General features: G+C 68.4%; 19 protein-coding genes and 2 pseudogenes. 12 read left to right on the top strand and 9 right to left on the bottom strand.

Going from position 1 to position 21068, the window contains the following annotated elements; translation table 11 throughout:
• Nucleotides 1–614: 614 nt before the first annotated feature.
• Nucleotides 615–1781: a PP2C family protein-serine/threonine phosphatase gene (locus OHT01_RS07700; RefSeq protein WP_328552379.1), complete on the top strand. Its 1167-nt coding sequence runs from the start codon at nucleotides 615–617 to the stop codon at nucleotides 1779–1781.
• A gap of 212 nt (nucleotides 1782–1993) precedes the next feature.
• On the opposite strand, the gene OHT01_RS07695 is transcribed toward OHT01_RS07700, so the two are convergent.
• Both OHT01_RS07695 and OHT01_RS07690 read right to left on the bottom strand, forming a co-directional pair.
• A complete protein-coding gene (locus OHT01_RS07695) occupies nucleotides 1994–2491 on the bottom strand; it encodes a MarR family winged helix-turn-helix transcriptional regulator (RefSeq protein WP_328552378.1) in 498 nt (165 codons plus the stop codon).
• A 372-nt stretch (nucleotides 2492–2863) separates the two neighbouring features.
• Nucleotides 2864–3055, bottom strand: a pseudogene (locus OHT01_RS07690) (transposase); the annotation flags it as partial.
• A gap of 46 nt (nucleotides 3056–3101) precedes the next feature.
• Here OHT01_RS07690 and OHT01_RS07685 point away from each other — a divergent pair.
• A pseudogene (locus OHT01_RS07685) lies at nucleotides 3102–3224 on the top strand (MerR family transcriptional regulator); the annotation flags it as partial.
• A 313-nt stretch (nucleotides 3225–3537) separates the two neighbouring features.
• Here the strand turns inward: OHT01_RS07685 and OHT01_RS07680 are convergent.
• Complete coding sequence (locus OHT01_RS07680; RefSeq protein ID WP_328552377.1) at nucleotides 3538–3804, bottom strand: ATP-binding protein; 267 nt, start codon at nucleotides 3802–3804, stop codon at nucleotides 3538–3540.
• A gap of 663 nt (nucleotides 3805–4467) precedes the next feature.
• Here OHT01_RS07680 and OHT01_RS07675 point away from each other — a divergent pair.
• From OHT01_RS07675 to OHT01_RS07660, 4 genes are all read left to right on the top strand, one after another.
• Complete coding sequence (locus OHT01_RS07675) at nucleotides 4468–4671, top strand: cold-shock protein (RefSeq protein WP_326784468.1); 204 nt, start codon at nucleotides 4468–4470, stop codon at nucleotides 4669–4671.
• A gap of 341 nt (nucleotides 4672–5012) precedes the next feature.
• Complete coding sequence (locus OHT01_RS07670) at nucleotides 5013–6503, top strand: DEAD/DEAH box helicase (RefSeq protein ID WP_328552376.1); 1491 nt, start codon at nucleotides 5013–5015, stop codon at nucleotides 6501–6503.
• 50 nt (nucleotides 6504–6553) lie between these two features.
• Nucleotides 6554–6958 carry a CBS domain-containing protein gene (locus OHT01_RS07665; protein ID WP_328552375.1) on the top strand — a complete coding sequence of 135 codons (405 nt, stop codon included), beginning with the start codon at nucleotides 6554–6556 and terminating at the stop codon, nucleotides 6956–6958.
• Between the two features lie 50 nt (nucleotides 6959–7008).
• Nucleotides 7009–7317: an SCO5918 family protein gene (locus OHT01_RS07660; RefSeq protein ID WP_326784465.1), complete on the top strand. Its 309-nt coding sequence runs from the start codon at nucleotides 7009–7011 to the stop codon at nucleotides 7315–7317.
• Between the two features lie 108 nt (nucleotides 7318–7425).
• On the opposite strand, the gene OHT01_RS07655 is transcribed toward OHT01_RS07660, so the two are convergent.
• Together OHT01_RS07655 and OHT01_RS07650 are read right to left on the bottom strand one after the other, a co-directional pair.
• Entirely contained in the window at nucleotides 7426–7782 is a 357-nt protein-coding gene (locus OHT01_RS07655; protein WP_328446067.1) for a hypothetical protein, read from the bottom strand.
• Between the two features lie 419 nt (nucleotides 7783–8201).
• The gene (locus tag OHT01_RS07650; protein WP_328552374.1) at nucleotides 8202–8762 is read right to left on the bottom strand and encodes a hypothetical protein; all 561 of its coding nucleotides are present in this window, start codon (nucleotides 8760–8762) and stop codon (nucleotides 8202–8204) included.
• Between the two features lie 226 nt (nucleotides 8763–8988).
• Here OHT01_RS07650 and trhA point away from each other — a divergent pair, with 226 nt between their 5' ends.
• Nucleotides 8989–9810 carry a PAQR family membrane homeostasis protein TrhA gene (gene trhA, locus OHT01_RS07645; protein WP_328552373.1) on the top strand — a complete coding sequence of 274 codons (822 nt, stop codon included), beginning with the start codon at nucleotides 8989–8991 and terminating at the stop codon, nucleotides 9808–9810.
• A 138-nt stretch (nucleotides 9811–9948) separates the two neighbouring features.
• On the opposite strand, the gene OHT01_RS07640 is transcribed toward trhA, so the two are convergent.
• Nucleotides 9949–11187 (bottom strand): PP2C family protein-serine/threonine phosphatase, encoded by a 1239-nt coding sequence (locus OHT01_RS07640; RefSeq protein WP_328552372.1) that lies wholly within the window; start codon nucleotides 11185–11187, stop codon nucleotides 9949–9951.
• A 1207-nt stretch (nucleotides 11188–12394) separates the two neighbouring features.
• Between OHT01_RS07640 and OHT01_RS07635 the strand changes: the two genes are divergently transcribed.
• The 4 genes from OHT01_RS07635 (at nucleotide 12395) to OHT01_RS07620 (ending at nucleotide 16100) form a co-directional block, all read left to right on the top strand.
• Entirely contained in the window at nucleotides 12395–12730 is a 336-nt protein-coding gene (locus OHT01_RS07635; protein WP_328552371.1) for a helix-turn-helix domain-containing protein, read from the top strand.
• 171 nt (nucleotides 12731–12901) lie between these two features.
• On the top strand, nucleotides 12902–13090 hold the full coding sequence (locus tag OHT01_RS07630) for a DJ-1/PfpI family protein (RefSeq protein ID WP_443043365.1): 189 nt from the start codon (nucleotides 12902–12904) through the stop codon (nucleotides 13088–13090).
• 63 nt (nucleotides 13091–13153) lie between these two features.
• A complete protein-coding gene (locus OHT01_RS07625) occupies nucleotides 13154–13408 on the top strand; it encodes a DUF6479 family protein (RefSeq protein ID WP_328552370.1) in 255 nt (84 codons plus the stop codon).
• A gap of 745 nt (nucleotides 13409–14153) precedes the next feature.
• Nucleotides 14154–16100, top strand: a complete 1947-nt coding sequence (locus OHT01_RS07620) for an amino acid transporter (RefSeq protein WP_443043516.1) — start codon at nucleotides 14154–14156, stop codon at nucleotides 16098–16100.
• A 651-nt stretch (nucleotides 16101–16751) separates the two neighbouring features.
• On the opposite strand, the gene OHT01_RS07615 is transcribed toward OHT01_RS07620, so the two are convergent.
• The 3 genes from OHT01_RS07615 to OHT01_RS07605 form a co-directional block, all read right to left on the bottom strand.
• On the bottom strand, nucleotides 16752–17804 hold the full coding sequence (locus OHT01_RS07615; RefSeq protein WP_328552368.1) for a YihY/virulence factor BrkB family protein: 1053 nt from the start codon (nucleotides 17802–17804) through the stop codon (nucleotides 16752–16754).
• A gap of 144 nt (nucleotides 17805–17948) precedes the next feature.
• Complete coding sequence (locus tag OHT01_RS07610; RefSeq protein WP_328552367.1) at nucleotides 17949–19565, bottom strand: phytoene desaturase family protein; 1617 nt, start codon at nucleotides 19563–19565, stop codon at nucleotides 17949–17951.
• Nucleotides 19566–19631: 66 nt separating this feature from the next.
• Nucleotides 19632–20111, bottom strand: coding sequence for an SRPBCC family protein (locus OHT01_RS07605; protein ID WP_328552366.1), 480 nt, complete (start codon nucleotides 20109–20111; stop codon nucleotides 19632–19634).
• Between the two features lie 520 nt (nucleotides 20112–20631).
• Between OHT01_RS07605 and OHT01_RS07600 the strand changes: the two genes are divergently transcribed.
• Complete coding sequence (locus OHT01_RS07600; protein WP_328552365.1) at nucleotides 20632–21024, top strand: ANTAR domain-containing protein; 393 nt, start codon at nucleotides 20632–20634, stop codon at nucleotides 21022–21024.
• The last annotated feature ends 44 nt before the right edge of the window (nucleotides 21025–21068 follow it).

Raw genomic sequence — 21068 nt, 5'->3', positions numbered from 1 at the left:
CCCTACCTGCCATCCAGGGGCCAGGAGCGGGGTGGCAGTCTTCCGCCGTGAGCGGGAGACCAGCGTGCGCGCCCCGCCTTCCGCGGCCTACTCAATGACCGTCTGAACTCCTTCTGAACCCCGGACTCACCTGCAGACCGATACTGCGGTAAGCAGTTGCCATTTGACAACTGTAGCCGTGAGGCAACAAAGTGCAGCTCGCACGGATACGGGGAGGATCAGGAATGCTCCGGCGGATGGCGGTCGCACCGTTCTCTGCTCACCGGGACCCGACAGCCGAGATCGCGTCCCATACCGCGGCGCACCGCTCGGCCCGGACTGGCCGCCTCGCGGGCGAGCAGCATGCACAAAGGGGACACCGGCACGAGTGTGCAGTTGACACCCGGCGCCTGTCCCTCCGCGGCAATGGAACTCCCACGCGCGACTTGCCCGGCGCTGTGCAACGCGAAGACGAGGTCCGGTTCACCCTCCCGCAGGCACGAAGACGACGGCCGGCGTAGGGGGCGAACGAGCTGGCTAGAGATGGATTGCACCACGGACACGGCACCTCTCCATGACTTCGTCGCGAACCGAAGGCCTCCCATGTCAGACAGAAGATCGGCGTACTCACCACTGTGAACAGATTCGTGGCTGCTGAGCGCGCTCTGCGCACGGCGGCGCCCCACCAGTTGCTCGACGCGGTCCGCCGCGTCCTGGCTGAGCAGTACGAAGCGGACACTGTCGAGCTCTTCATGGCCGACTACGGTCTGACCGTGCTGCAACCAGTCTCCAGACTGCCGCACACCCTGGAACCGGTGTCGGTACACAACAGCCCGGCAGGACGAGCCTTCGGCGCCCAGGAACCCTTCATCGAAGGCCTTTCGGACGGCCTGGTGAGCGTCCACCTGCCCGTCACCGTCCGCGGCGACCGACTCGGCGTCCTTTCAGTGACCCTCCCCGGCGGGGAGCACGCACGCAGCTGCCTGAAGGAACTGACAGAGATCGCCGAGGTGCTCGCCCACGAGGTCGCCGTGGCCGAACGCGACACGGACCTCTACCTGCAAGCGCGACGCAAGGACCGGCTCACCCTGGCTGCCGAGATGCAGTGGCAACTGCTGCCCGGCCGTTCCTACGCCTGCCCCGAATACGAGCTCGGAGCACAGTTGGAGCCCGCCTACGCGATCTTCGGCGACAACTTCGACTGGTCCGTGACCGCCGACCGGCTCCTCCTGTACGTCTCCAACGGCATGGGCGAGGGGATGGAGGCGTCCTTGCTGACCAATCTGGCCGTCAACGCTCTGCGCAACGCCCGGCGGGCCGGCATCGCCCTCGCCGACCAGGCCGCCCTCGCCGACCAGGCGGTCTACGCCCACTACCGGGGGCGCTGCTACCTGTCTGCCCTCATGTTCGACTTCGACCTGATCAGCGGACAGGTCCAGGTCGTGGACGCCGGCTCCCCCCAGGTGCTGCGCCTGCGCAACGGAACGGTCGAGCGCGTCGCCTTCGAGGCCCAGATGCCTCTGGGCATGTTCGAGGAGACTGACTACGCAGCCCAGGAATTCCAAGTCGAGCCGGGCGACCGTCTCGTCTTCGTCAGCGACGGCGTCTACGGAGCCTTTTCTCCCGGCGGAGAGTCGTACGGGGATGCCGCCCTGACCCGGGCGATCATGTCCACCCGGCTGCTGCCGCCTGCCGACGTCCCCCGGGCCGTCCTGCGGGAACTGACGGGCCACCGTGGCCAGGCCCTGCCGACCGATGACGCCCTGGTGGTCTGCCTGGACTGGCGCGGACGGCCATCGTGACGGCTGGCACGCCGCCTGCCAGGCCCCGGAGACGGGCCCGCCGCACGGCTGCTCACCCTCACCGTCACCGACGGCATGGGCCAAGGCATCGGGTTGCCTGACCGGGACGTCGGCAGCAAGAACTCGCCGTCGACGCCTCGGTCATCCGCCTGGACTGGAACGGCCGCGCCACCGGAACAGGTCCCCGCACCCCTCAGGCGCAATGAACCCCGTCAAGTCTCCTCAGACCGTGACAAGGCTGCTTCCTGCGCCCTGAGAAAGGCCTTCAGCCCCCGGCTCAACGCGGTCCTCTCGGCAGGCGCCATCCCTCCCAAAGCGGCAGCCAGAGCTTGTGCTCGACGCCCGGCCATATCGCTGAGCACGTGCCGGCCAGCCCCGGTCAGAATCAGCTGCACCTCGCGGCGATTGCTCGGATGGGACGCCCGTTCCATCAAACCAGCCGCCTCAAGGCGATCACACAGCCGGCTGGCCGTGGGCAGCCCGATGTCCAGCCACTCGGCCAACGCCGTGAGATTCAAGGCCGGCGACCTGTTCAGGGTGCGCAACGCCTTCGACTGAGCCGGAGACAAGCGCAGTGCCGCATCCTGTACGGCAACGGACCACAGGTCGGTGAGGCTTTCTACGGCGTCGGAAATCTCCAGGGCGATGACGGCAGGGGCATCACCCGATCCCCTCGCCTGTTCGTCACCGAGGTCGTCGAGGTGCGTCACGAACAACAACTTTCAGTAAGCCCGGGGCATTTTCTGATGCCATGCTCATTCAAGCGCAGTACCCGAAGTCCCGATGAGCAAGCAAGGGCCGCCGTGTGCGATCGCCAATTTCGTCCCTCGACTCCCTGTGTGCGCTCCCTAGGTAGGTATTGCGCAGGCATCGTAAGAAGCCGACACGGGCCCACCACACCTTCTACTGGCGCAGACGGTGACGACGGTGAACGCCAAGCCACAATGAAGCATGCATAGTTCATGCGGGTGGACGCAGCACGGCGGCACCGTTTCGGACGCAGGGACAGAAGCACCGGTGATCGCCATGCTTGGCAACCGGGCCGGGTGACTGCACCGCCATCGGGCACCGGTGGGGCGAGCTCAAGCGGTCAACGCATCAACCCTGTTCAGGAGGTCAGCGTAGACCTCTCTCGGACTGCGGTAGCCATGGGTCTTGCGCGGACGGTGGTTGAGCTCGTGGGCGATGGCATCGAGGTCGACCTGGCTGAATGCGCGGAGGTCCGCGCCCTTGGGCAGGTACTGCCGCAACAGCCGGTTGGTGTTCTCGTTGGTGAACGAGTCGTCTGCTGCCATCGCACCTCTCACGAATGGCTCCGGCGAGGGCACCCCCATCGAGGCCGCCTGCCGCATCGTCATCCTCGAGGACCAGCTGGAAGGTGCGCAGCGCATCAACGCCGAACACCGCCGCGCCGCCGGATCATCGAACCCGACGGGTCGGTAACGGCTGTGAGGGGCTAGGTTGGGGGCGCAGTCTCCCTGCGCCGTTCGGGTGTGGTGGCTGAGGCTGCTTCCCGCAGCAGAGCGAGCCTGCGGCGTTCCATGAGCGCCGGGCCCGCCGCGACTCCCGCAGAGGCCGACAGGCCCGGTGCGTCCCTGGCGGGCAGCTTCGATACCCGGGTTTCATGCTTCCGGGTCCTGCCTGCGGGGGAGTGCTCGATGCGGACGGTACGGGGGCCACGTCACGCGAGGCACACGGCCGCCGGCCGACCGGCGGCCGTCGCCATGAGCTACTCGAACAGGCGAGACGGGACCGGCTATGCGGTGGCCGGGATGAGGGCGATGTCCGCGGTGATGCGCTTGCCGAGGCGGGTCCGCTCGACGATGACGGTTTGGGCGAGTGCCCTGACGATCTCCAGGCCGTGCTGGCCGATGCGTTCCGGATCCGGCGCCTGTGCAACCGGCACTGCGGGATTGCTGACCCGGAGTTCAACCCGCACCACGGCACTGGTGACCCGCAGGTGCAAGAGGGCCGGTCCCGGCGCGTACTTTCGGGCGTTGGTCACCAGTTCGCTGACGATCAACTGGACGATCTCGACCGGTCAGCGGCCGGACTCTCCCCACAGGTCGTCATGGATGCGGCGCCCGTCAGGCAGACGGCGAACGAACACCAAAGTTTCAGCCCGCTGTCAGCTGCCATGTCCGGGTGAAGCCGAGCCTTTGAGCGCACGGCACTTCCGGAGGGCGCGGTTTGCCCGACACGATCCACGGTGACGTCCCCTCACCGGATCGAACGCTCGACCACTGCTCCGGACGCGGCGATCAACGCAGGTCCGCCTCATGTTGGTGGCTGCTCTTGGCCGCTGTTCAATGCGATTCTGCGGACAGCCGCACACGCCAAAGCGCCCCGACAACCCTGGTTGCGGCTGACGACTCCGCTTTTCTGGAACGTTGCACTGCGAGTGAGCCAATATCTGTGCTCGTGAGGTGAGAGTTTGCCGGACCGTGTAGAGAGAGTTTTTACCGCAATGAGCGGAGTGGAATTACTTAACCGACGCGGACCGTTGCGGCGTGCTACTGTCCATCTCAGTTGCAGTTGTGGTTCCCGAACTTCAAGTGCTCCCACTCGGCTTCTGTCGGGGAGAGCGCTTTTGTATTTCCGGTCATTTTCCGGCGGGGTAATCATCGCGGCGACACGGTGTTCGCACAGTGCGGATGCCGGTGTACTGCCCCAAAGGAGATATGACATGGCTGCTGGCACCGTGAAGTGGTTCAACGCGGACAAGGGTTTCGGCTTCATCGAGCAGGACGGTGGCGGCGCTGACGTGTTCGCCCACTTCTCGAACATTGCCGCCCAGGGCTTCCGTGAGCTTCAGGAAGGCCAGAAGGTGACCTTCGACATCGCGCAGGGCCAGAAGGGCCCGACGGCCGAGAACATCGTTCCGGCCTGACGCTGACGCGCACTGTGTAGCTGGGGCCCGCATCCCTCGGGGTGCGGGCCCCAGCTACACGCATTTTCCCGCAGTGGTTTCACCTGCGGGACGGCTCGGAGAAATCCGCGGTCTCACCACACGCGGCTCCTCCTTCAGGATGCAGGCGCCTCCTGAAGAGCCACACCGCACCTCGGCGCCCGGGACTTTACGTCCTCGCTGCGTCACCTATTTCAGCATTTACCCCCGCCGCGGATTCCCGTCGGCCGGATTTGCTTTGACATCGGTCCATACTTGTAATTCCGTGCTGCTCACGGCTGGCGGGAATTCCTTGATATGTGCCGCATCGAGGAAGGTTCCGCATGAACCGCACACGTACGAACGACCGCTCGCCCCGCGCCCGTAATGGCAGTGCCGACGCAGGAAGGGGCGGCAGCCGCTTCGGCTCGTCGGCACCGCGCCGTTCCGGCGGTCCTGCCCGTTCCGGAAGTTACGGCCGTCGGCCCGCCCCCGTGCAGGGTGAATTCGCGCTCCCCACGACGATCACCCCCGCGCTGCCTGCCGTGGAGAGCTTTGCCGATCTCTCCATGCCCGAGCAGCTGCTGGCCGAACTCGGCAGGCAGGGTGTGAGCGCGCCGTTCCCGATCCAGGGCGCGACACTGCCGAACTCCCTGGCGGGCCGTGACGTCCTGGGCCGCGGGCGCACCGGTTCCGGCAAGACCCTCGCCTTCGGCCTCGCTCTCCTGGCCCGTACCGCGGGACAGCGTGCTGAGCCCCGACAACCGCTGGGGCTGATCCTCGTACCGACGCGTGAGCTGGCGCAGCAGGTGACCGATGCGCTCACTCCGTACGCCCGTTCCGTCAGGCTGCGGCTGGCCACGGTGGTGGGCGGGATGTCGATCGGCAGGCAGGCCGGCGCGCTGCGCGGCGGGGCCGAGGTGGTCGTCGCGACTCCGGGGCGGCTCAAGGACCTCATCGACCGGGGCGACTGCCGGCTGAACCAGGTGGGTATCACGGTGCTGGACGAGGCCGACCAGATGGCCGACATGGGTTTCATGCCGCAGGTCACCGCGCTGCTCGACCAGGTGCGACCCGAGGGTCAGCGGATGCTGTTCTCCGCCACCTTGGACCGTAACGTCGATCTGCTGGTGCGCCGCTATCTGACGGACCCCGTCGTGCATTCGGTCGACCCGTCGGCCGGTGCGGTCACGACGATGGAGCACCACGTCCTGCACGTCCACGGCGCCGACAAGCACGCCGCCACGACGGAGATCGCCGCCCGCGAGGGCCGGGTGATCATGTTCCTGGACACCAAGCATGCCGTCGACCGGCTGACCCAGGACCTCCTCAACAGTGGGGTTCGGGCCGCCGCGCTGCATGGTGGCAAGTCGCAGCCGCAGCGCACTCGCACGCTGGCACAGTTCAAGACAGGGCACGTCAGTGTGCTGGTGGCGACCAATGTCGCGGCGCGCGGCATCCACGTCGACAACCTCGACCTCGTCGTGAACGTCGATCCGCCGACCGACCACAAGGACTACCTCCACCGCGGAGGCCGTACGGCCCGAGCCGGCGAGTCCGGCAGCGTCGTCACCCTCGTCACACCGAGCCAGCGCCGCGGCATGGTGCGCCTCATGGTGGACGCCGGGATCCGGCCGCAGACCACCCAGATCCGCTCAGGCGACGAGGCCCTGCACCGGATCACCGGCGCCCAGGCCCCGTCCGGCATCCCGGTCGTCATCACCGCACCGGTGGCCGAACGCTCCAAGCGCAGCACCTCGCGAGGCCGGCGCCGCCCCTCTTCGACGACCCGGCGCGCGCCCGCACCCCAGGCCGTCTTCGGCACGGCGGCCTAGAACCAACCTTCGTGATCAGGAAGCTGACCCATCTCTGCAGGAGGCACCTTGTGACGCTGGTTCAGATGCAGCCCCGCCCCGCGAGCGCCGGCCCCGCGCACAGGACGGTGGCGGAGCTCATGGACGAGGCCGGACCGCAGGTCTGCGACGACATGAGTCTCGAGGTGGCGCTGTCGGTCATGGCCGCCGCGTGCACGGGTCGGCTGGTCGTCTGTGACCAGGACGGCCAGTGCACCGGCCTGGTCACCCAGGCCGAACTCACCGCCGTCCGCGACAGCTCCGCCTACACGGACCGCGTCCGCCTGCGCGACCTCCTCGACGACCACGGGTCGTTCACTACATCCGTGGCCACGATGGCCGAAGCCGAGCACGCGATGCGCTACCTCCGGCTCGGTGCCCTGCCGGTGGTCGACGGACAAGGCAGCGCCCTGGGCGTACTCGCCCTCTCCCGCTGAGCCGTCTCACCGTGGTCGGCCCGTTCTCCCTCTTCTCTCTGTGAGGTCACATGCGCTGTGTCATCGCCCGCTTCCCTTTCGAGCTCACCAAGAGCGGCGTGCTGGAATCGATGAAGGGCATCAAGCCCGAACTGGGTACCGGCGAATCCGTGATCATCGGCCGCCGCCACTACCCCGTCAAGCAGGTCGGCCAGGTCATCACCCGCCAGGACCGACGTGATTTCAGCGCCGGCGAAGTCCTCCGGGCCATGACGCAGCTCGGCTTCACCTGCCGTACCCTCCCCGAGGCCGCACCCGTACGCATCCTCAGCCCGCTCCAGCACGCTTCCGCGATGCTCGGCACTCCCGTGTCCGTCTGACCGAGGGAAACAGGCACGAAGCCGACACCTGAACAGCAGTGTGGGCCCGACCGGCACGCGCCGGTCGGGCCCACACTGCTTGCAACGGGTACCCGCCGCACTCGTTGCTCAGTGGTCGGAATAGCTGAAGTCGCCCACGGTCCAGGCGCCGACGTCGGCGATCGCCACGCGGTACATCCCGCCCGTCTCCGGGATCCCCACCGTGCCCTGCAGGATCCGGGCGACATGGAAGTGCAGATGCGTGGGCGGCCCGTTCTTCGCGGGGGTGTCGAAGACGGCTGAGAATTCTCCCAGGCGGGCGGAATCCGTCAGCACGTCCGACACCCTCTGCCGCCACACTGCTTCGGGGGCAAGCCGGCCGGTGATGACAGCACCACCGGTGACCACGGTCAGGGACATCTGGTTGCTCTGCCCGGACTCCACCAGGGCGGCGACGTCAACGAGCAGCTCGTCAGGCTTCGACATGGGCCGATTATATTAACTAGCCCCCCTGGGGTTCCGCCGGTGTGCGGGAGGTGCTGACCAGTCGGATCCTCCGCCAGATGGGCAAAGGAGCCGGCGCGGTGGCCACGGGGAGCGCCTCGCAGGCAGGCAAAGCGGCTTCGACCGTGGGAAGACCCTCAAGGCTCCGACTGATCGTCATCGCCCGCGCCCCTGCCGCCCGCCTTCGCTACATCGCCGCGGCTTGCCACGTCACCGAGCGACCCGCCCAGAACATCGTCACGATCTTGAGCAGGCCGGCTACCTCCGCCGGGAGCGCGCTGGACGGCGCACGCGCTACCTCCTCTGCCTGGACGGCACCCTCCGCCACCCTGCAGACGCACACGTGCCCGTCCGGGCACTGCTGGATCTGTTCACCCATCACGACAAGCAAGCGCTGAAGCTCAGACCCTGCTCCAGGCATCGAGGAATGCTTTGCGTCCCGTCGGATCGTCGGACCTGCGGTCCGCGTGCAGGACGCGCCAGGCGGTGAGTTCGAGGTCACGGAGCCACAGTTCTCCGATGACCTGTGTCTTGAGGTCGGGAAAATGGTCGGACTCGGCAAGGGCCTGACCGATCACCTCCCCGGCTGCGACGCGCTGGGGCGGGGTCATCTCATCGACAGCCGACAGGATCTGTCGGGCCAGCACGATTCCTTCTCCCGCCAGGGAACGCAGCACCGCAGTCTTGATGTTGGCAGGCAGCAGGTACGCGGTGCCCGAAGACCTCCACAGCTCCGACCAGAAGCGTTCTCCTGCCTTGGTGGGGGCGGGCAGCGCGGCCAGCAGCCCCAGGAGGTGACCGGTGGCCGCATACCCATCGGAGTGGGCGGCCGCGACGACGGCGATGCCGGCGACGCGCTGCACATCGAGATCGCCGGCTTCCCGTTGCGGAACCAGGCCCAGTTGGTGTTCCAACTGGTCGGCGAGCGGGCCGGACAGGTGGGGGCGGACCTCAGGAAGCATCGGCGATCCTTGCGCGCAGGGAGCGGAGATACCCGCTCGGGAGCTCTGATCGTTCCCATGAGCAGCTGATCTATTCCGCTTCGAACCCAATGGGCGGCAGCAGCAACGGGCCGGAGTTCACACGGCGGCGAAGTGACCCAGTGACCCCTTTCCGGCGACGCGGCCTGGCTGTTTCGAGACCGGCCTTGCAGAAAACTGTCTGGGCGAGGCCTTTTAGCATGGCTGCATGATCACCGGTGATGCCCAGGAGTCCGAGGGAGGACGAGAAGCCGTGTCGCACGACGCCGCTGAAGCCGAATACACGTACGCCGCCGCAGCGCGTGGAGAAGACCATGAAGACGGGTTGCCCTGCGGATCACAAGGTGGGGAGAGCGGGCACTCGGTTGCCGCGCTGGTGGAGCGGGCGGCCGATCTGGCCGAACCGATCAAGCCGAGGCTGCGGGGCTGGCTGCATGCCGGGATGGTCCCCGCCGCACTGATCGCGGGCATCGTGCTCATCTGTCTGGCCAGCACCCCGCAGGCAGCCGTGGCCTGCGCCGTGTACTCGGTCACCGCCTGGCTGCTGTTCGCAACGAGCGCCATCTACCACCGTGGCACCTGGGGGCCGCGCGGCGAGGCGGTCCTGCGGCGTCTCGACCACGCCAACATCTTCCTGATCATCGCCGGCACCTGCACGCCCCTTGCGGTGGTCCTTCTCCCGCCGGGCCAGCGGTCCGTGCTGCTGTGGATCGTGTGGGCGGGCGCACTGGTCGGCATCGCCTTCCGGGTCCTGTGGGTGGGAGCTCCGCGCTGGCTGTACACCCCGTGCTACCTGGCGCTGGGGTGGGCACCGGTGCGCTACCTGCCCGACTTCCTGCACGCCGGCGGAGCGGCCGTACTCACCCTGGTCGTGGCCGGCGGTCTTCTTTACAGCGCGGGCGCGGTCGTCTACGCCCTCCAGCGCCCCGATCCCTCACCGCGCTGGTTCGGCTTCCACGAGGTGTTCCACGCCCTGACCGTGGCGGCCTTCACGGCGCACTACATCGCCATCTCCCTGGCCGTCTACTGACCGCGACAACGTTTTGGCCAGGGCCGCTGGTCACGCACGTTGCCGCGTGCCGGGCCGCGACGGGCAGGGCGGCCGTCGAGGCATCGCGCCCCGCGGTCCAGGGGCCGCCCGAAGCGGGGGAGCGGAGCAGTCCCAAGGTCATCGCCCAGGAGTGGTCCGCCCCGTTTGCGACGGGGCGGAGGCGTCGGCGAGGTTGGCGCCGGTGTCGGCGTCCCGATGGGAGTGGCCGATGCCGTGCCAGTCGAGGCACATGACGGTCGCGTCGTCCTGCAGGTGACCGTGGTTGGCCTCGACGACCGCGGCGATGAGGGTGCGGGCGGCCTCGCGGGGATGCAGCGCGCGGGTGCGGACGATCAGGTCCGGCAGATCGAGGCTGTTGGCGTTGCGCTCCAGCATGCCGTCGGTCAGCATCACCAGCCGGTCTCCCGGCCGCAGGTCCAGCGACTGGACCCGGTAGCTGTGCGGTGCGTGGAAGCCGAACGGCATATCGATCTTCGGAGTGATCTCCCGCACCTGTCCGTCCCGCATCCTCAGTGGCCAGGGGTGCCCGGCGTTGATGAACTCGGCGGTGCCGTCGAGCAGGCTGATGCGCAGGAGCTGCCCGGTGACGTAGCCGTGGCGGCCGTGCTCGCGCACGGCCTGATCGGCCTGATCGCCCTGTTCGGCGAGGCCGGCGCCGGCCCGCCGTGCCCGGCGCAGGGCGCCCACCAGGAGAGTTGCCAGGAGTGCGGCGTCGACGTCGTGACCCATGGCGTCGGTGACGGAGAGCTGGACCGTGTCCCGGTCGATCACGTAGTCGAAGGTGTCACCCCCGACGTGGTCGGCCGGCTCCAGCGCCCCGGCGACCGCGAACTGGGCCGCCTCACATGCCAGTGATGCCGGGAGCAGCCGGTGCTGGATCTCGGCGGCCAGGCTCAGCGGGGCGGTGCGGCGGCCCCACTGGTAGACGTCGGTGAAGGACCGGTTCGCGATGACGATGTACGCCAGGGCGTGCGCGGTCTCGCTGACCTCTTGCATCACCTCCGCGTCAGGCGCGACGGGCAAGAACAGTTCCAGGAGCCCGATGGCGTCCCCGCGGTTGGTCACCGGGGCGACGAGCCGCACCAGACCGCCCTCGCCCTTGTCCTCCACCCTCGGCCGCTGGGTGCGGATCACGTCGTCGTACAGGGTGCCCCGCAACTTGATGCGCCGCGCGGGCTCGTCGGTCTCGACGCTGCCCGCCGCCCCCAGCCGCACAACCGAGCTGCCGCTGAAGTCGGTGATCAGGAACGACACCGCCGCGGCCCCGAGTCGCTCTTTGAGCATGCGCGCGACCACGTCGAGCGACTCCACGGGCGCCGCGGCCTCCGCTGCCGCCAGTGTCCCCGCCAAGGTCATCGCCCCGCCCCGGGCGCCGCCGCTGTCAGGAAGACGAGTGGTCGGCCTGCCTTCTTCGCCAGGCCCGCATACGGTCACGGTGACTCCTCGCTCTTTACTGCCCGCCAGCGCAGTGCCCCCTGCCGAGTGGGCCGACGGGGCGGCGCCAGGGCCCGGTGCCGGGCAGTGTCATTGCACCACAGAGCCCCTGAACGGACGCCAACCTCCGCCCCGGACTCGGCGGCCGTACGCCTTGTCCGTGCGACACACCAAGCCCGCATACCGAGGTCCTCGCCGGCCGGCGGGTGAGCGGGCGGTTGTGGCGTTGACGCTCTTCGTTGGGGTCCCAGGGTTTTTGGATCGCGCGACGACACTCTTCTGCCCGCTGCGCATTGCCCAGACCTTTCGCCCTCTCGCCCTGGCAGTGACGAGTGCCAGCCTCCGTCGCCGTCGAGGTCGCTTACCTCCCCGCCGACCGCACAAAAATCTGTGCTGGCTGGAGTAGACATTGGGAGATCGTCTGGCTATGGTTTCTCTCGTAGCCGAGATCAGCAGGGCCCGGCAGACACGAACTGCCAGGCAGTAGTGCAGGTAGTTGGAATGTGCAGGGCGGTGCGGTGGTGGAGCTCCGAAGCCAGGGTTGTTGCGGGACGGCGACGGGGCTGACGACCGGACCGGGTGGCTCGCAGTGATCAGGGGCCGCCGTGAGCAGGACCGCAGTTGATGCAGTGGCAGTACCGGTAAGTGCAGTTCGCAAGACCCAGCAGTGAAGTCAGTGAGTGGTTCCTCGGTGAAGGCGTCGGCTGCGGGCGCGCGCACCGGGAAGTTCGGCAGTGGGGTTCCAAGCCAGAGCGGACGCAGGACGGGCGACGGGGCTGGCTGCCGGAGAGTGGCGCTGTGACAGGTCACCGAGCAGGTCGCATCACCAGCAGTGCGCGGTAGAGCAGTACCAGCAGTGAGTTGATCCCAGAGGGAAAGAACGGAGGGGCCGAGCGCCATCAGGATCGCCCGGGCGGAATGGCAGAGCCCGGGTACCGCAGGACATCGATAGTGAGGTGGTCTCCGGTCGAGCAACCGCGATCCCCGCATTCCCCGCCCTCTCCCGGGTGGGCGTGCGGAAACATGAGGCCGGCGCAGTACCAGGGCCGGCAGATGGTGTAGCAGTTCCTTCGGGGCCCTGGCGCTACTGGCGCCAGGGCCCCTCCACGCGTTTTTCGGAGAGGTGCAAGTGACAGCAGACGACTCGTTCGGCCGGCTCGATGACGACGACTACCCCGCCTACACCATGGGCCGGGCCGCGGCGTTGCTCGGCACTACCCAGGGCTTCCTGCGCGCCCTCGGCGAAGCCCGCCTGATCACCCCGCTGCGCTCAGCGGGGGGCCACCGCCGCTACTCCCGCTACCAACTGCGCATCGCCGCCCGCGCCCGCGAACTCGTCGACAACGGCACCCCCATCGAGGCCGCCTGCCGCATCATCATCCTCGAAGACCAACTCGAAGAAGCCCAGCGCATCAACGCCGAACACCGCCGGACGGCCGGACCGTCCGGTCCGCCCGAGTCCTGAGACGGTGCGTCCAGGTTCCGGCGGATCCCACACGCACATGTCGGGGTGTGACGCCCGGGTCGTCTGTCCGGCGGCCGGCCGTGCGGGCCGACGGCAAGGGACTGGTCGGACACGCCGGGGACGTACTGCTGCGGTCGGGCTGGCCGAGGCGTTGGCGAGGAAGCCGACGTTTTGAGCGGCAAGACGCTGACCTCCTATCCCTCAGTGCGTACCGATGCCCGCAACGCAGGTGCCAAGGCCTGGGTTGACGAAGCTGTCGTGAGCGACAGTGCCAACGGCTACACCCTGGTCACATCCCGGACGCCGAAGGATCTCGACGACTTCCTTGGCGCCGTCAACAAAGCCCTGGTCGGTTCCTGAGGGCAGGGGCGTTGAAGTGTCATTGATGGGGTGATTTACGCTGATTAGGGGTACGCGGCACTCATGATCGACGAAGCTCAAACCATGCTGGCCGTTTCCTCCGTCGGCGTTCTTTGGCTAACGGTGGCGGGCGTCGCTGTGGTCGCCGTCCTCATCGCAGCGTTCGTCGTCGGAGGTCGGCGCGCCGCCCAGCGCAAGGTGTCCACGTCCGCGCCCGGGGTCGAACAGGCCCGCCGAAACTTGGCTGACCCCGCACAGCGCGGCGAAGGATGGAGCACTCCCGACGACGACCCCGAGCAGGGTCACCCCCGCCCCTGACCGTCTTCTGCCCAGTACCGGCCGTGCCGTGCGCGGCCATGCCTTCCTTCGTCCACCCCATGAGGAGCTGGGCGACTTCTCGGAGCTGCTGAGGTCGCGGCTACGTCGGCGGTGAAGCAGCGGATGAGTGCGGCGGCCGCGGGCTTGTCCGCGTCGCAATCCCTGCACAGCTCCGGCAGGATCGGCAGCCCGTCAGTGCCCTTCTTCAGTATTTCGCCGTGGCGAGGAGGCGGTCACCGACGCAGCGTGAGCAGAGTCGCAGCTCCTGGTCGCCCACAAAGAACCGCGAAGGCTGGCCGTTTCAAGTGGACGGGGTCCTTGTGAGTTCGGCGTGCAGCCTACTTGCTCTGTTTCTGTTGCGTCCGTTGATCCTTCTTCCGCGTGCCGAAGCCGTGACTGGCGTTGGAGACGGTCTCGGTGCCCTTGACGGACTGCGCCCCCTGTCGGCGATCACCCGCCAACCATCGTTGACGGGTCTCCCCGCGCCCAACCCTTCGGCCATCACGCTGTTTCCACCGTCGCTGGTACAACCCGACCGGGCGGGTAGTGAGCTGGGCGCGGGGAACAAGGGCGCCATCACCACGGCCATCAACGCCGCCCCGGTGGTCGTGACACCTCCGGTGGGGCCGCATACTCGTTGCTCGCCTGTCCGTGCCGTGAACTGGGACAGGTGTACCGAGGGCACGAACTGGAAGGACTGATGGGGGACATGAAGGTCGCGAACGAACCGGTCATACCGGCAGAGATGGAAAGTCCCGCTCTACGGGCCCAGCCGACCGGACGCTTTGCGCAATGGCTGCTGCATCACCGGGTGCAACCGATCGGACCAGCGGCAGGCGAGGGACACACCGAGCAGCACGCCTGGTGGAAGGTGATGTGCCTGACCGGGGTCGACTACTTCTCCAGCCTGGCCTACGTCCCGGCGATCGCCGCCCTCGCGGCAGGAGCGGTCTCGCCCCTGGCGACGCTGTTGATCGTGGCGCTGACCCTGGTGGGGATGCTGCCGATGTACCGGCGGGTGACTCATGAGAGTCCCAACGGAGCTGGGTCAGTGGCGATGTTGGAGGATCTGCTCCCGTTCTGGCGGGGCAAGCTGTTCGTCCTGGTCCTGCTCGGTTTTGTCGCCACGTCGTGGATCATCACGATCACGCTGTCGACGGCGGACGCTTCCGTGCATGTAGTGGAGAACCCCTACTTCCCGCATGCGCTGCACGGCCACGAGGTTGCCCTCACCGTGGCGCTGCTGCTGGTGCTCGGTGGGGTGTTCCTGCTCGGGTTCAGCGAAGCGGTCAAGGTGGCCATCCCCCTGGTCGCGGCCTTCCTGGTGCTGAACGCGGCTGTCATCGGCGTCGGTCTGGTGGACGTCTTCACCACGCCGGGCGCGTTCTCGGCCTGGACGGACGCCCTCGGCGACGGCGGAGGCGGTCTCGGAGATCTGGCAGGGCCCGCACTCCTCGCGTTTCCCCTGCTGGTGCTGGGCCTTTCCGGTTTCGAGACGGGTGTGAGCATGATGCCTCTCATCTCCGCGGAAGGCAGCGATCCCGAGGAGCAGAAGCAGGCACGGATCCGCAACACCCGGCGGCTGTTGACCACCGCCGCGCTCGTCATGAGCGTCTACCTGATGGCCGCGAGTTTCGTGACCACGGTCCTCATCCCGCACAAGGAGTTCGAGTCCGGCGGCCAGGCGAACGGCCGGGCGCTGGCCTGGCTCGCGCACGAGAAGGTCGGCGAAGTGTTCGGCACCGCCTACGACATCAGCACCATACTGATCCTGTGGTTCGCGGGCGCGTCCGCGATGGCAGGGCTGATCAACATCGTGCCCAGATATCTGCCCGACTACGGCATGGCCCCGGAATGGGGACGTGCGGTACGCCCCGTCGTGATCGTCTACACCGCTCTCTGCGTCATCATCACCATCGCGTTCGGTGCCGATGTCGACGCCCAGGCCGGCGCCTACGCCACCGGCATCCTGGCCATGATGGTCTCCGGAGCGTTCGCCGTGACGGTTTCGGTCGTCCGCAGTCGCCGACGCTTCGCCGGTACAGGATTCGCGCTCCTCACCGCCGTCCTGTTCTACGCGTTGATGGCCAACATCGTCGACAAGCCCGACGGCATCGCCATCTCGGGCATGTTCATCGCCGGCATCATCGCCGTGTCGCTGATCTCCCGGGTCTCACGCACCACCGAACTGCGCGCCGACCGGATCGTGTTCGACGACGAAGCCCGCCGGTTCATCACCGACACGCTCGCACACGACAACGCCATCAACATCATCGCCAACCGGCGACAGGCCGGCGACAGCGCCGAGTACGCCCACAAGGAGCGGGAGCAGCGCGGTACCAACCCCGTGCCCGGCCCTGCCGACGTGCTGTTCCTGGAAATCGATGTGGTCGATCCGTCCGACTTCAGCGAAACCCTCTCCGTTCACGGGGTCGAGGTGGACGGCTACCGCGTCCTGCGGGCCGAGGCCCCGGCCGCTCCGAACGCGATTGCGGCGATCCTGCTCGCTCTGCGCAACGCCACCGGTGTCCAGCCGCACTGCTACTTCGCGTGGGCCGAAGGAAGCCCCTTGCGGCACATGTTCCGCTACTTCCTCCTGGGCCGCGGCGACACCGCCCCAGTCACCCGCGAAATCATCCGCAGCAACGAACCCGACCCCGACCGCCGCCCCGGCATCCACGTCGGCGGATGAGCTCGGGGCCGTGCTTCGTGATTCGAGCTGGCCAGACCGGTTCCCGCTCTCGCGCCGGAGAGCGTCAGCCCGCTGTTCCTTGTGAGCGGGCCTGCAGATCACGGTGCCAGGAGGGCATGTGCTCGGCTACCAGGGCAGCGTGACCGAAGCCGATACAGGGGATGAGCCCACGTCGTCGCTGGCCTCGGGCGCGTGCGCGACTGGTCGGCAGTTCTTTCGGCCGTAAGACCAACTCCATACGGATGGAGGACCAGTTCGCGTCGCTTGCCTACCGCGCCTCCGACGTGGGCCGCCGCCGCTGACCCACCCGCCGTCCGGCAGAGCCAGCCGACGGCCACCGTCTCGATGCTGTAGAACCGGCGCTGTTCGCCAACGTGCGAGGGGTGGCGAACGCCGCCGGTTCGCTGCGGGCGGGTGTGGTTTGTTGGAGGTGAGCATGCCTTCGCGCAGTTTGGTGACGGTGCGGTTGAGCAGGCGGGAGACGCACAGTCGGGAGGCGCCGAGGTTCGTCGATCTGGGCCTGGGCAAGTTCGTCGATGAACCGCATGGGGATGATGCGCCGCTCGCGTTCGTCGAGTTCGGCGATCATGGAGCGCTCATGAGATGCGGATATCCCAGATGATGCGATACACATCGCCCAGCATCCAACAGTCATTCTTCGCCTTCGTCGAGGCGGCGTAGGTCTTCCTCGTCCCATGTCCGGGTGTCGCGCGGCTGGGTGTAGGGCTCGGTCTCCGGCGGCATGCCGCCGGCGATGGCCCGCTGGCGTACCGCCTCGGCGTCGAACTCCAGGCCGAGGAGGATGGCCAGGTTGCTGATCCACAGCCACACCAGGAAGACGACGACGCCGGCCATCGTGCCGTAGGTCTTGTTGTACGAGGCGAAGTCGGCCACGTACAACGCGAATCCGGCGGAGGCGATCATCCAGATCACCAGGGCCAGGAAACTGCCCGGAGTAATCCACTTGAAGCCCTTCACCTTCGCGTTCGGGCTCGCCCAATAAAGGATCGCGATCATCACCGTGACCAGCACGACCAGGACCGGCCACTTGGCGATCGACCACACCGTCAGCGCCGTGTCCCCGATCCCCAGTGCCGCGCCGGCCTGGCGGGCGATGCCGCCGGTGAAGACCACGATCAGCGCGCTGACGACCGCCAGCACCATGAGGACGACGGTCACACCGACGCGCACCGGCAGGATCTTCCAGACGGGGCGCCCCTCGGGCATGTCGTAGACGACGTTCGCGGCGCGCATGAACGCCGCGACGTACCCGGAGGCCGACCACACCGCCACCACCAGGCCGACGATCGCCACGATGGAGCCGGTGCCGGCGTTGCCCTGCAGCTGCTCCACGGCGCGGGTGATGATGTCGCGGGCCGGGCCCGGAGCGAGCTGTCTGAGATTTGTCATGACCTTGTCCGTGGTCGACCTGCCGGTGATGCCCAGAAGGGAGACCAGGACCAGCAGGGCCGGGAACAGGGCGAGCACCCCGTAGTACGTGAGCGCGGCCGCCCGGTCGGTCAGCTCCTCCTTCTTGAACTCCCGCAGGCTCCCGCTGAACACCTTGCCCCAAGCTCTGCGGGGCAGCGCTGTCGGCGTGTCCGGGGCCTGTTGCTCTACTTCAGGGGCGGGTCCGACCTCGTCCGGCGGCGGCTTGTCGTCACTGTCGTGATTGTTTTGTCCTGGAAGATGTATTTTCGCCATGGTCGCCGAGTACCCCGGTCGACCCACCTGAAGTGCTCAGCCGACCCGGGCTGCAACAGGCAAAGCGCTCGGAGAACGCGTGACCAGCGATGCTGCACCGGCTCTGCCGATGCCGGGCCTGTCGTCGACGCCGCGGGCGGGTTGTCAGCGCTGCCCCTTGCGGTCGCGCTGGTGCAGTCGGTTCTCCAGGTGAGACAGGGCGCCCGTGCGCCGCCGGCGCAGGGCGGCCCGGGCGGCGTTGGCTCCGGGGGCGCCATGGACTCCTCCGCCCGGGTGCCCGGAGGCGGAGGCGAGGTAGAGGCCGGCGACGGGTGTCTCGGGGCGGCCGGTGCCGGGTGTGGGGCGGAAGACGAACTGCTGGTGCAGGGCCGTGGTGCCGCCGTTGATGGCGCCGCCGTGGAGGTTGGCGTCCATGCTCTGCAGGGTGGGCGGGGCGAGGACGCGCCGGGCCCTGATGAGGCCGCGGAAACCGGGGGCATAGCGCTCGACCTGCGCCTCGACACGATCTGCCATCGTCTCCTGCTCCCGGGCGTCCCACGAGCCGGTCAGCCCGTCGTTTCCCGCGTCACCCCGAACTCGGTGGGGTACGTGCGTGTAGGCCCAGGCGGACTCGGTGCCCTGTGGCGAACGGCTGGGGTCGGTGGTGGTCATCTGGCCGAAGAGGGCGAAAGGTTCGTCGGGGACTCGGCCCATGGCGATCTGCGCGGCGAAGCGGGTGAGGCCGTCCACGCCGTCTGCGAGATGCACGGTTCCCGCCTGCGCGGCCGCCGGGCAGGACCAGGGCACCGGGCTGTTCAGCGCCCAGTCGACCTTGAACGTGGCGAAGTCCCACTGGAAGCGTTTCAAGTCGGTGAGCAGTTGCCCGGGCAGGTGCCGTTCGGCGACCAGAGAGCCGTAGAGCGCGGGCGCGGACACATCGGCCAGGACCGCCTTGCGGGCCGGGACAGCCTCGCCGCCCGCAGTACGGACACCGACGGCGCGGCCGCCGCGGACGACGACCTCGGTGACCTGTTCCCCGCAGCGGACGGTCCCGCCGCGCCGCGTCAGCCGACGGACGAGAGCGGCCGTGAGCGCCCCGGAACCGCCGGTGGGAACCGGGAAACCGTAGGTCTGGCCGAGCATGGACATGAGCCAGCCGAAGCCGCCGCTGCCTGCCGCCTCCGGTGCGAGGTCCGCGTGCAGGGCATTGCCCGCGAGGAGAAGCCTGCCGCCCTCGCCGCGGAACTCCTCCTCTCCCAGACGCCGCACCGGCAGCAGCATCGTCCTGGCCATGCGCAGCCCGCCCGCCGCGCGCAGCCGCAGGGCCAGCCGGGCTCCGGCGCGGACCGGGGGGAACGGCGTGAAGAGGGCGTCGAGGATGCCGGCCCGCAACGTCTCCCAGACCTCCCGCAGCTCCTTCCACGCGGCCCCGTCCCCGGGGGCGAACGCCTCCACGCTCGCGGCCGTCTCCTCCAGGTCACGGCTGAGGACGGCACAGCGGCCGTCCCGCAAAGGGTGGGCGAGCACCTTCGGGGCGTGGCTCCAGGTCAGCCCCTCCCGCTCCAGATGAAGGCCGGCCAGGACCGGGGAGGCAGCAGCGAGGGGATAGAAGGCGCTGAAGAGGTCGCTGGCGAAGTCGGGGTCGACCCCCCGGTCGTGCCGGACCGCCCCTCCGGGCTCGTCCTGGGCCTCCAGGACTTCCACGCTCCAGCCCGCGTCGGCCAGGAGGTTCGCCGCGACCAGCCCATTGGGGCCCGCTCCGATCACTACAGCGTCCGGCATGACTCGCTCCCGACTCGGTGGGTGGCCGCGCCCGGTGGAGCGGCTGGCCCAGGTCTCGGTGCCGTTTCAGGCCGTGCTCGGTCGTCGCCGCACGGAAGCGGTGCGGGCCGGGTCCTCGTCCCCCTCGCACAGCCGGGCGAGGCGGCCCAACATGGCGCGGTTCCTTATTTGCTGCGCCACCTCCAGGAGGCCGTTGTGCAAGGCGCCTCCAACGCCGCGCAGGGGGTGTTCATCGAGGATGATCAGTGTGTGCTCGCCCCAGGGCCGCAGTTCCATCGCGATCCTCGCGGTCCCCAGCGGTCCGCTGTCCGCCTCCAGTTCGAGGACGGCGACCGGCTCACTGCGGCGCACGACGGTCCGGTTGTGCAGGGTGAGCGGCCCGATCCTGATCTCGTAGCGGAGGGCCGCCCCCAGGTCGGGCCACCGTCCCTCGTCCAGCTCGGCCCGTGAGGGGCCCACGACCCAGTCCCCGTACCGGTCGACGTCGGACAGGACCTCCCAGACGTCCTGGGGAGACTTCCTGATCAGCCGGTGCCGTACGGCCATGCGTTCCTCCGCCGTTGGAGTGTCAGGTCCCTTGCTGCGCGTTTCCACGCTAGGCCCGGGTAGACACTCCCGCTCGGGGACGAATTCCGGTGCCGTCTGTCAGCTACCGGAGTACAGCCCGCCGTGACCAGGGGCATCCTGGCAAGGGCGCCAGGCTGTTCCATGCGGAGGAGCCGTGTCCGTTGGGAGTCCCCTGGCGGGCCGGACGGCGGTCGTGCCCCGAGCCGCCTGCGGTCTCGGGGCCGAGATGGCCCAGGCGCCGGTGCGGCGCCCGGTGGTGCTGCTGGGGCTGGAGTGGGCGGCGATGTTTGCTGACGTGACGGCGGGGCATACGCGAATCAGTGCTTCGGACCGGAGGCGCACGCCGAGCAGGGGATCACCCCGCCAGCTGCGATTGCCTCTGGCCATGCAGATCCCCACACGGTGAACCCTGGCAGCCCGTTCTTGCCATGCTCGGGCGATCCGCTCCGCGCACGGCAGGAGCCCGGCATCGGCCCAGATCAACGAGGAGGCGAGTCGGATGCGGGAGCTGTTGGCCTCCGGCCACGACCGAAAGGGTGACCCGGACTCCGAGCAGTCGACCACCACGACCATCCCGCGCACCGCGGCCACCGCACATGAGGCGGGGGCGCTGCCAGAGCGACCGGGCATGCCGCAAAACCCCGGCGCGAACACGGTGAGAGAGCAGGCAGTGGGCATTGTGATGGCACTCGGACGCCTGCCCGCCGACCAGGCGCGGACCGTGCTGACGGAAGTCTCCCAGCGCACCGGCGTCACGCTGCTCCGCATCGCCGGACTCCTCACCGCCTGGGTCTCCTGCGGCGAACTCAACCTTGGTATCCGCATCGCCCTGGAGGAAGCGATCCGTGCCCAGCGCCGCACTGCCCGGCCAGCCGGTCAAGCGACCGACTGAGCACCCTGGAGCACCGGACGAAGGTGCGCTGGCGGACCGCTGCC

Origin of the sequence: Streptomyces sp. NBC_00358 (assembly GCF_036099295.1) — a bacterium.
Lineage (GTDB): Bacteria > Actinomycetota > Actinomycetes > Streptomycetales > Streptomycetaceae > Streptomyces.
This window is presented reverse-complemented; position numbering and strand designations above follow the sequence as displayed.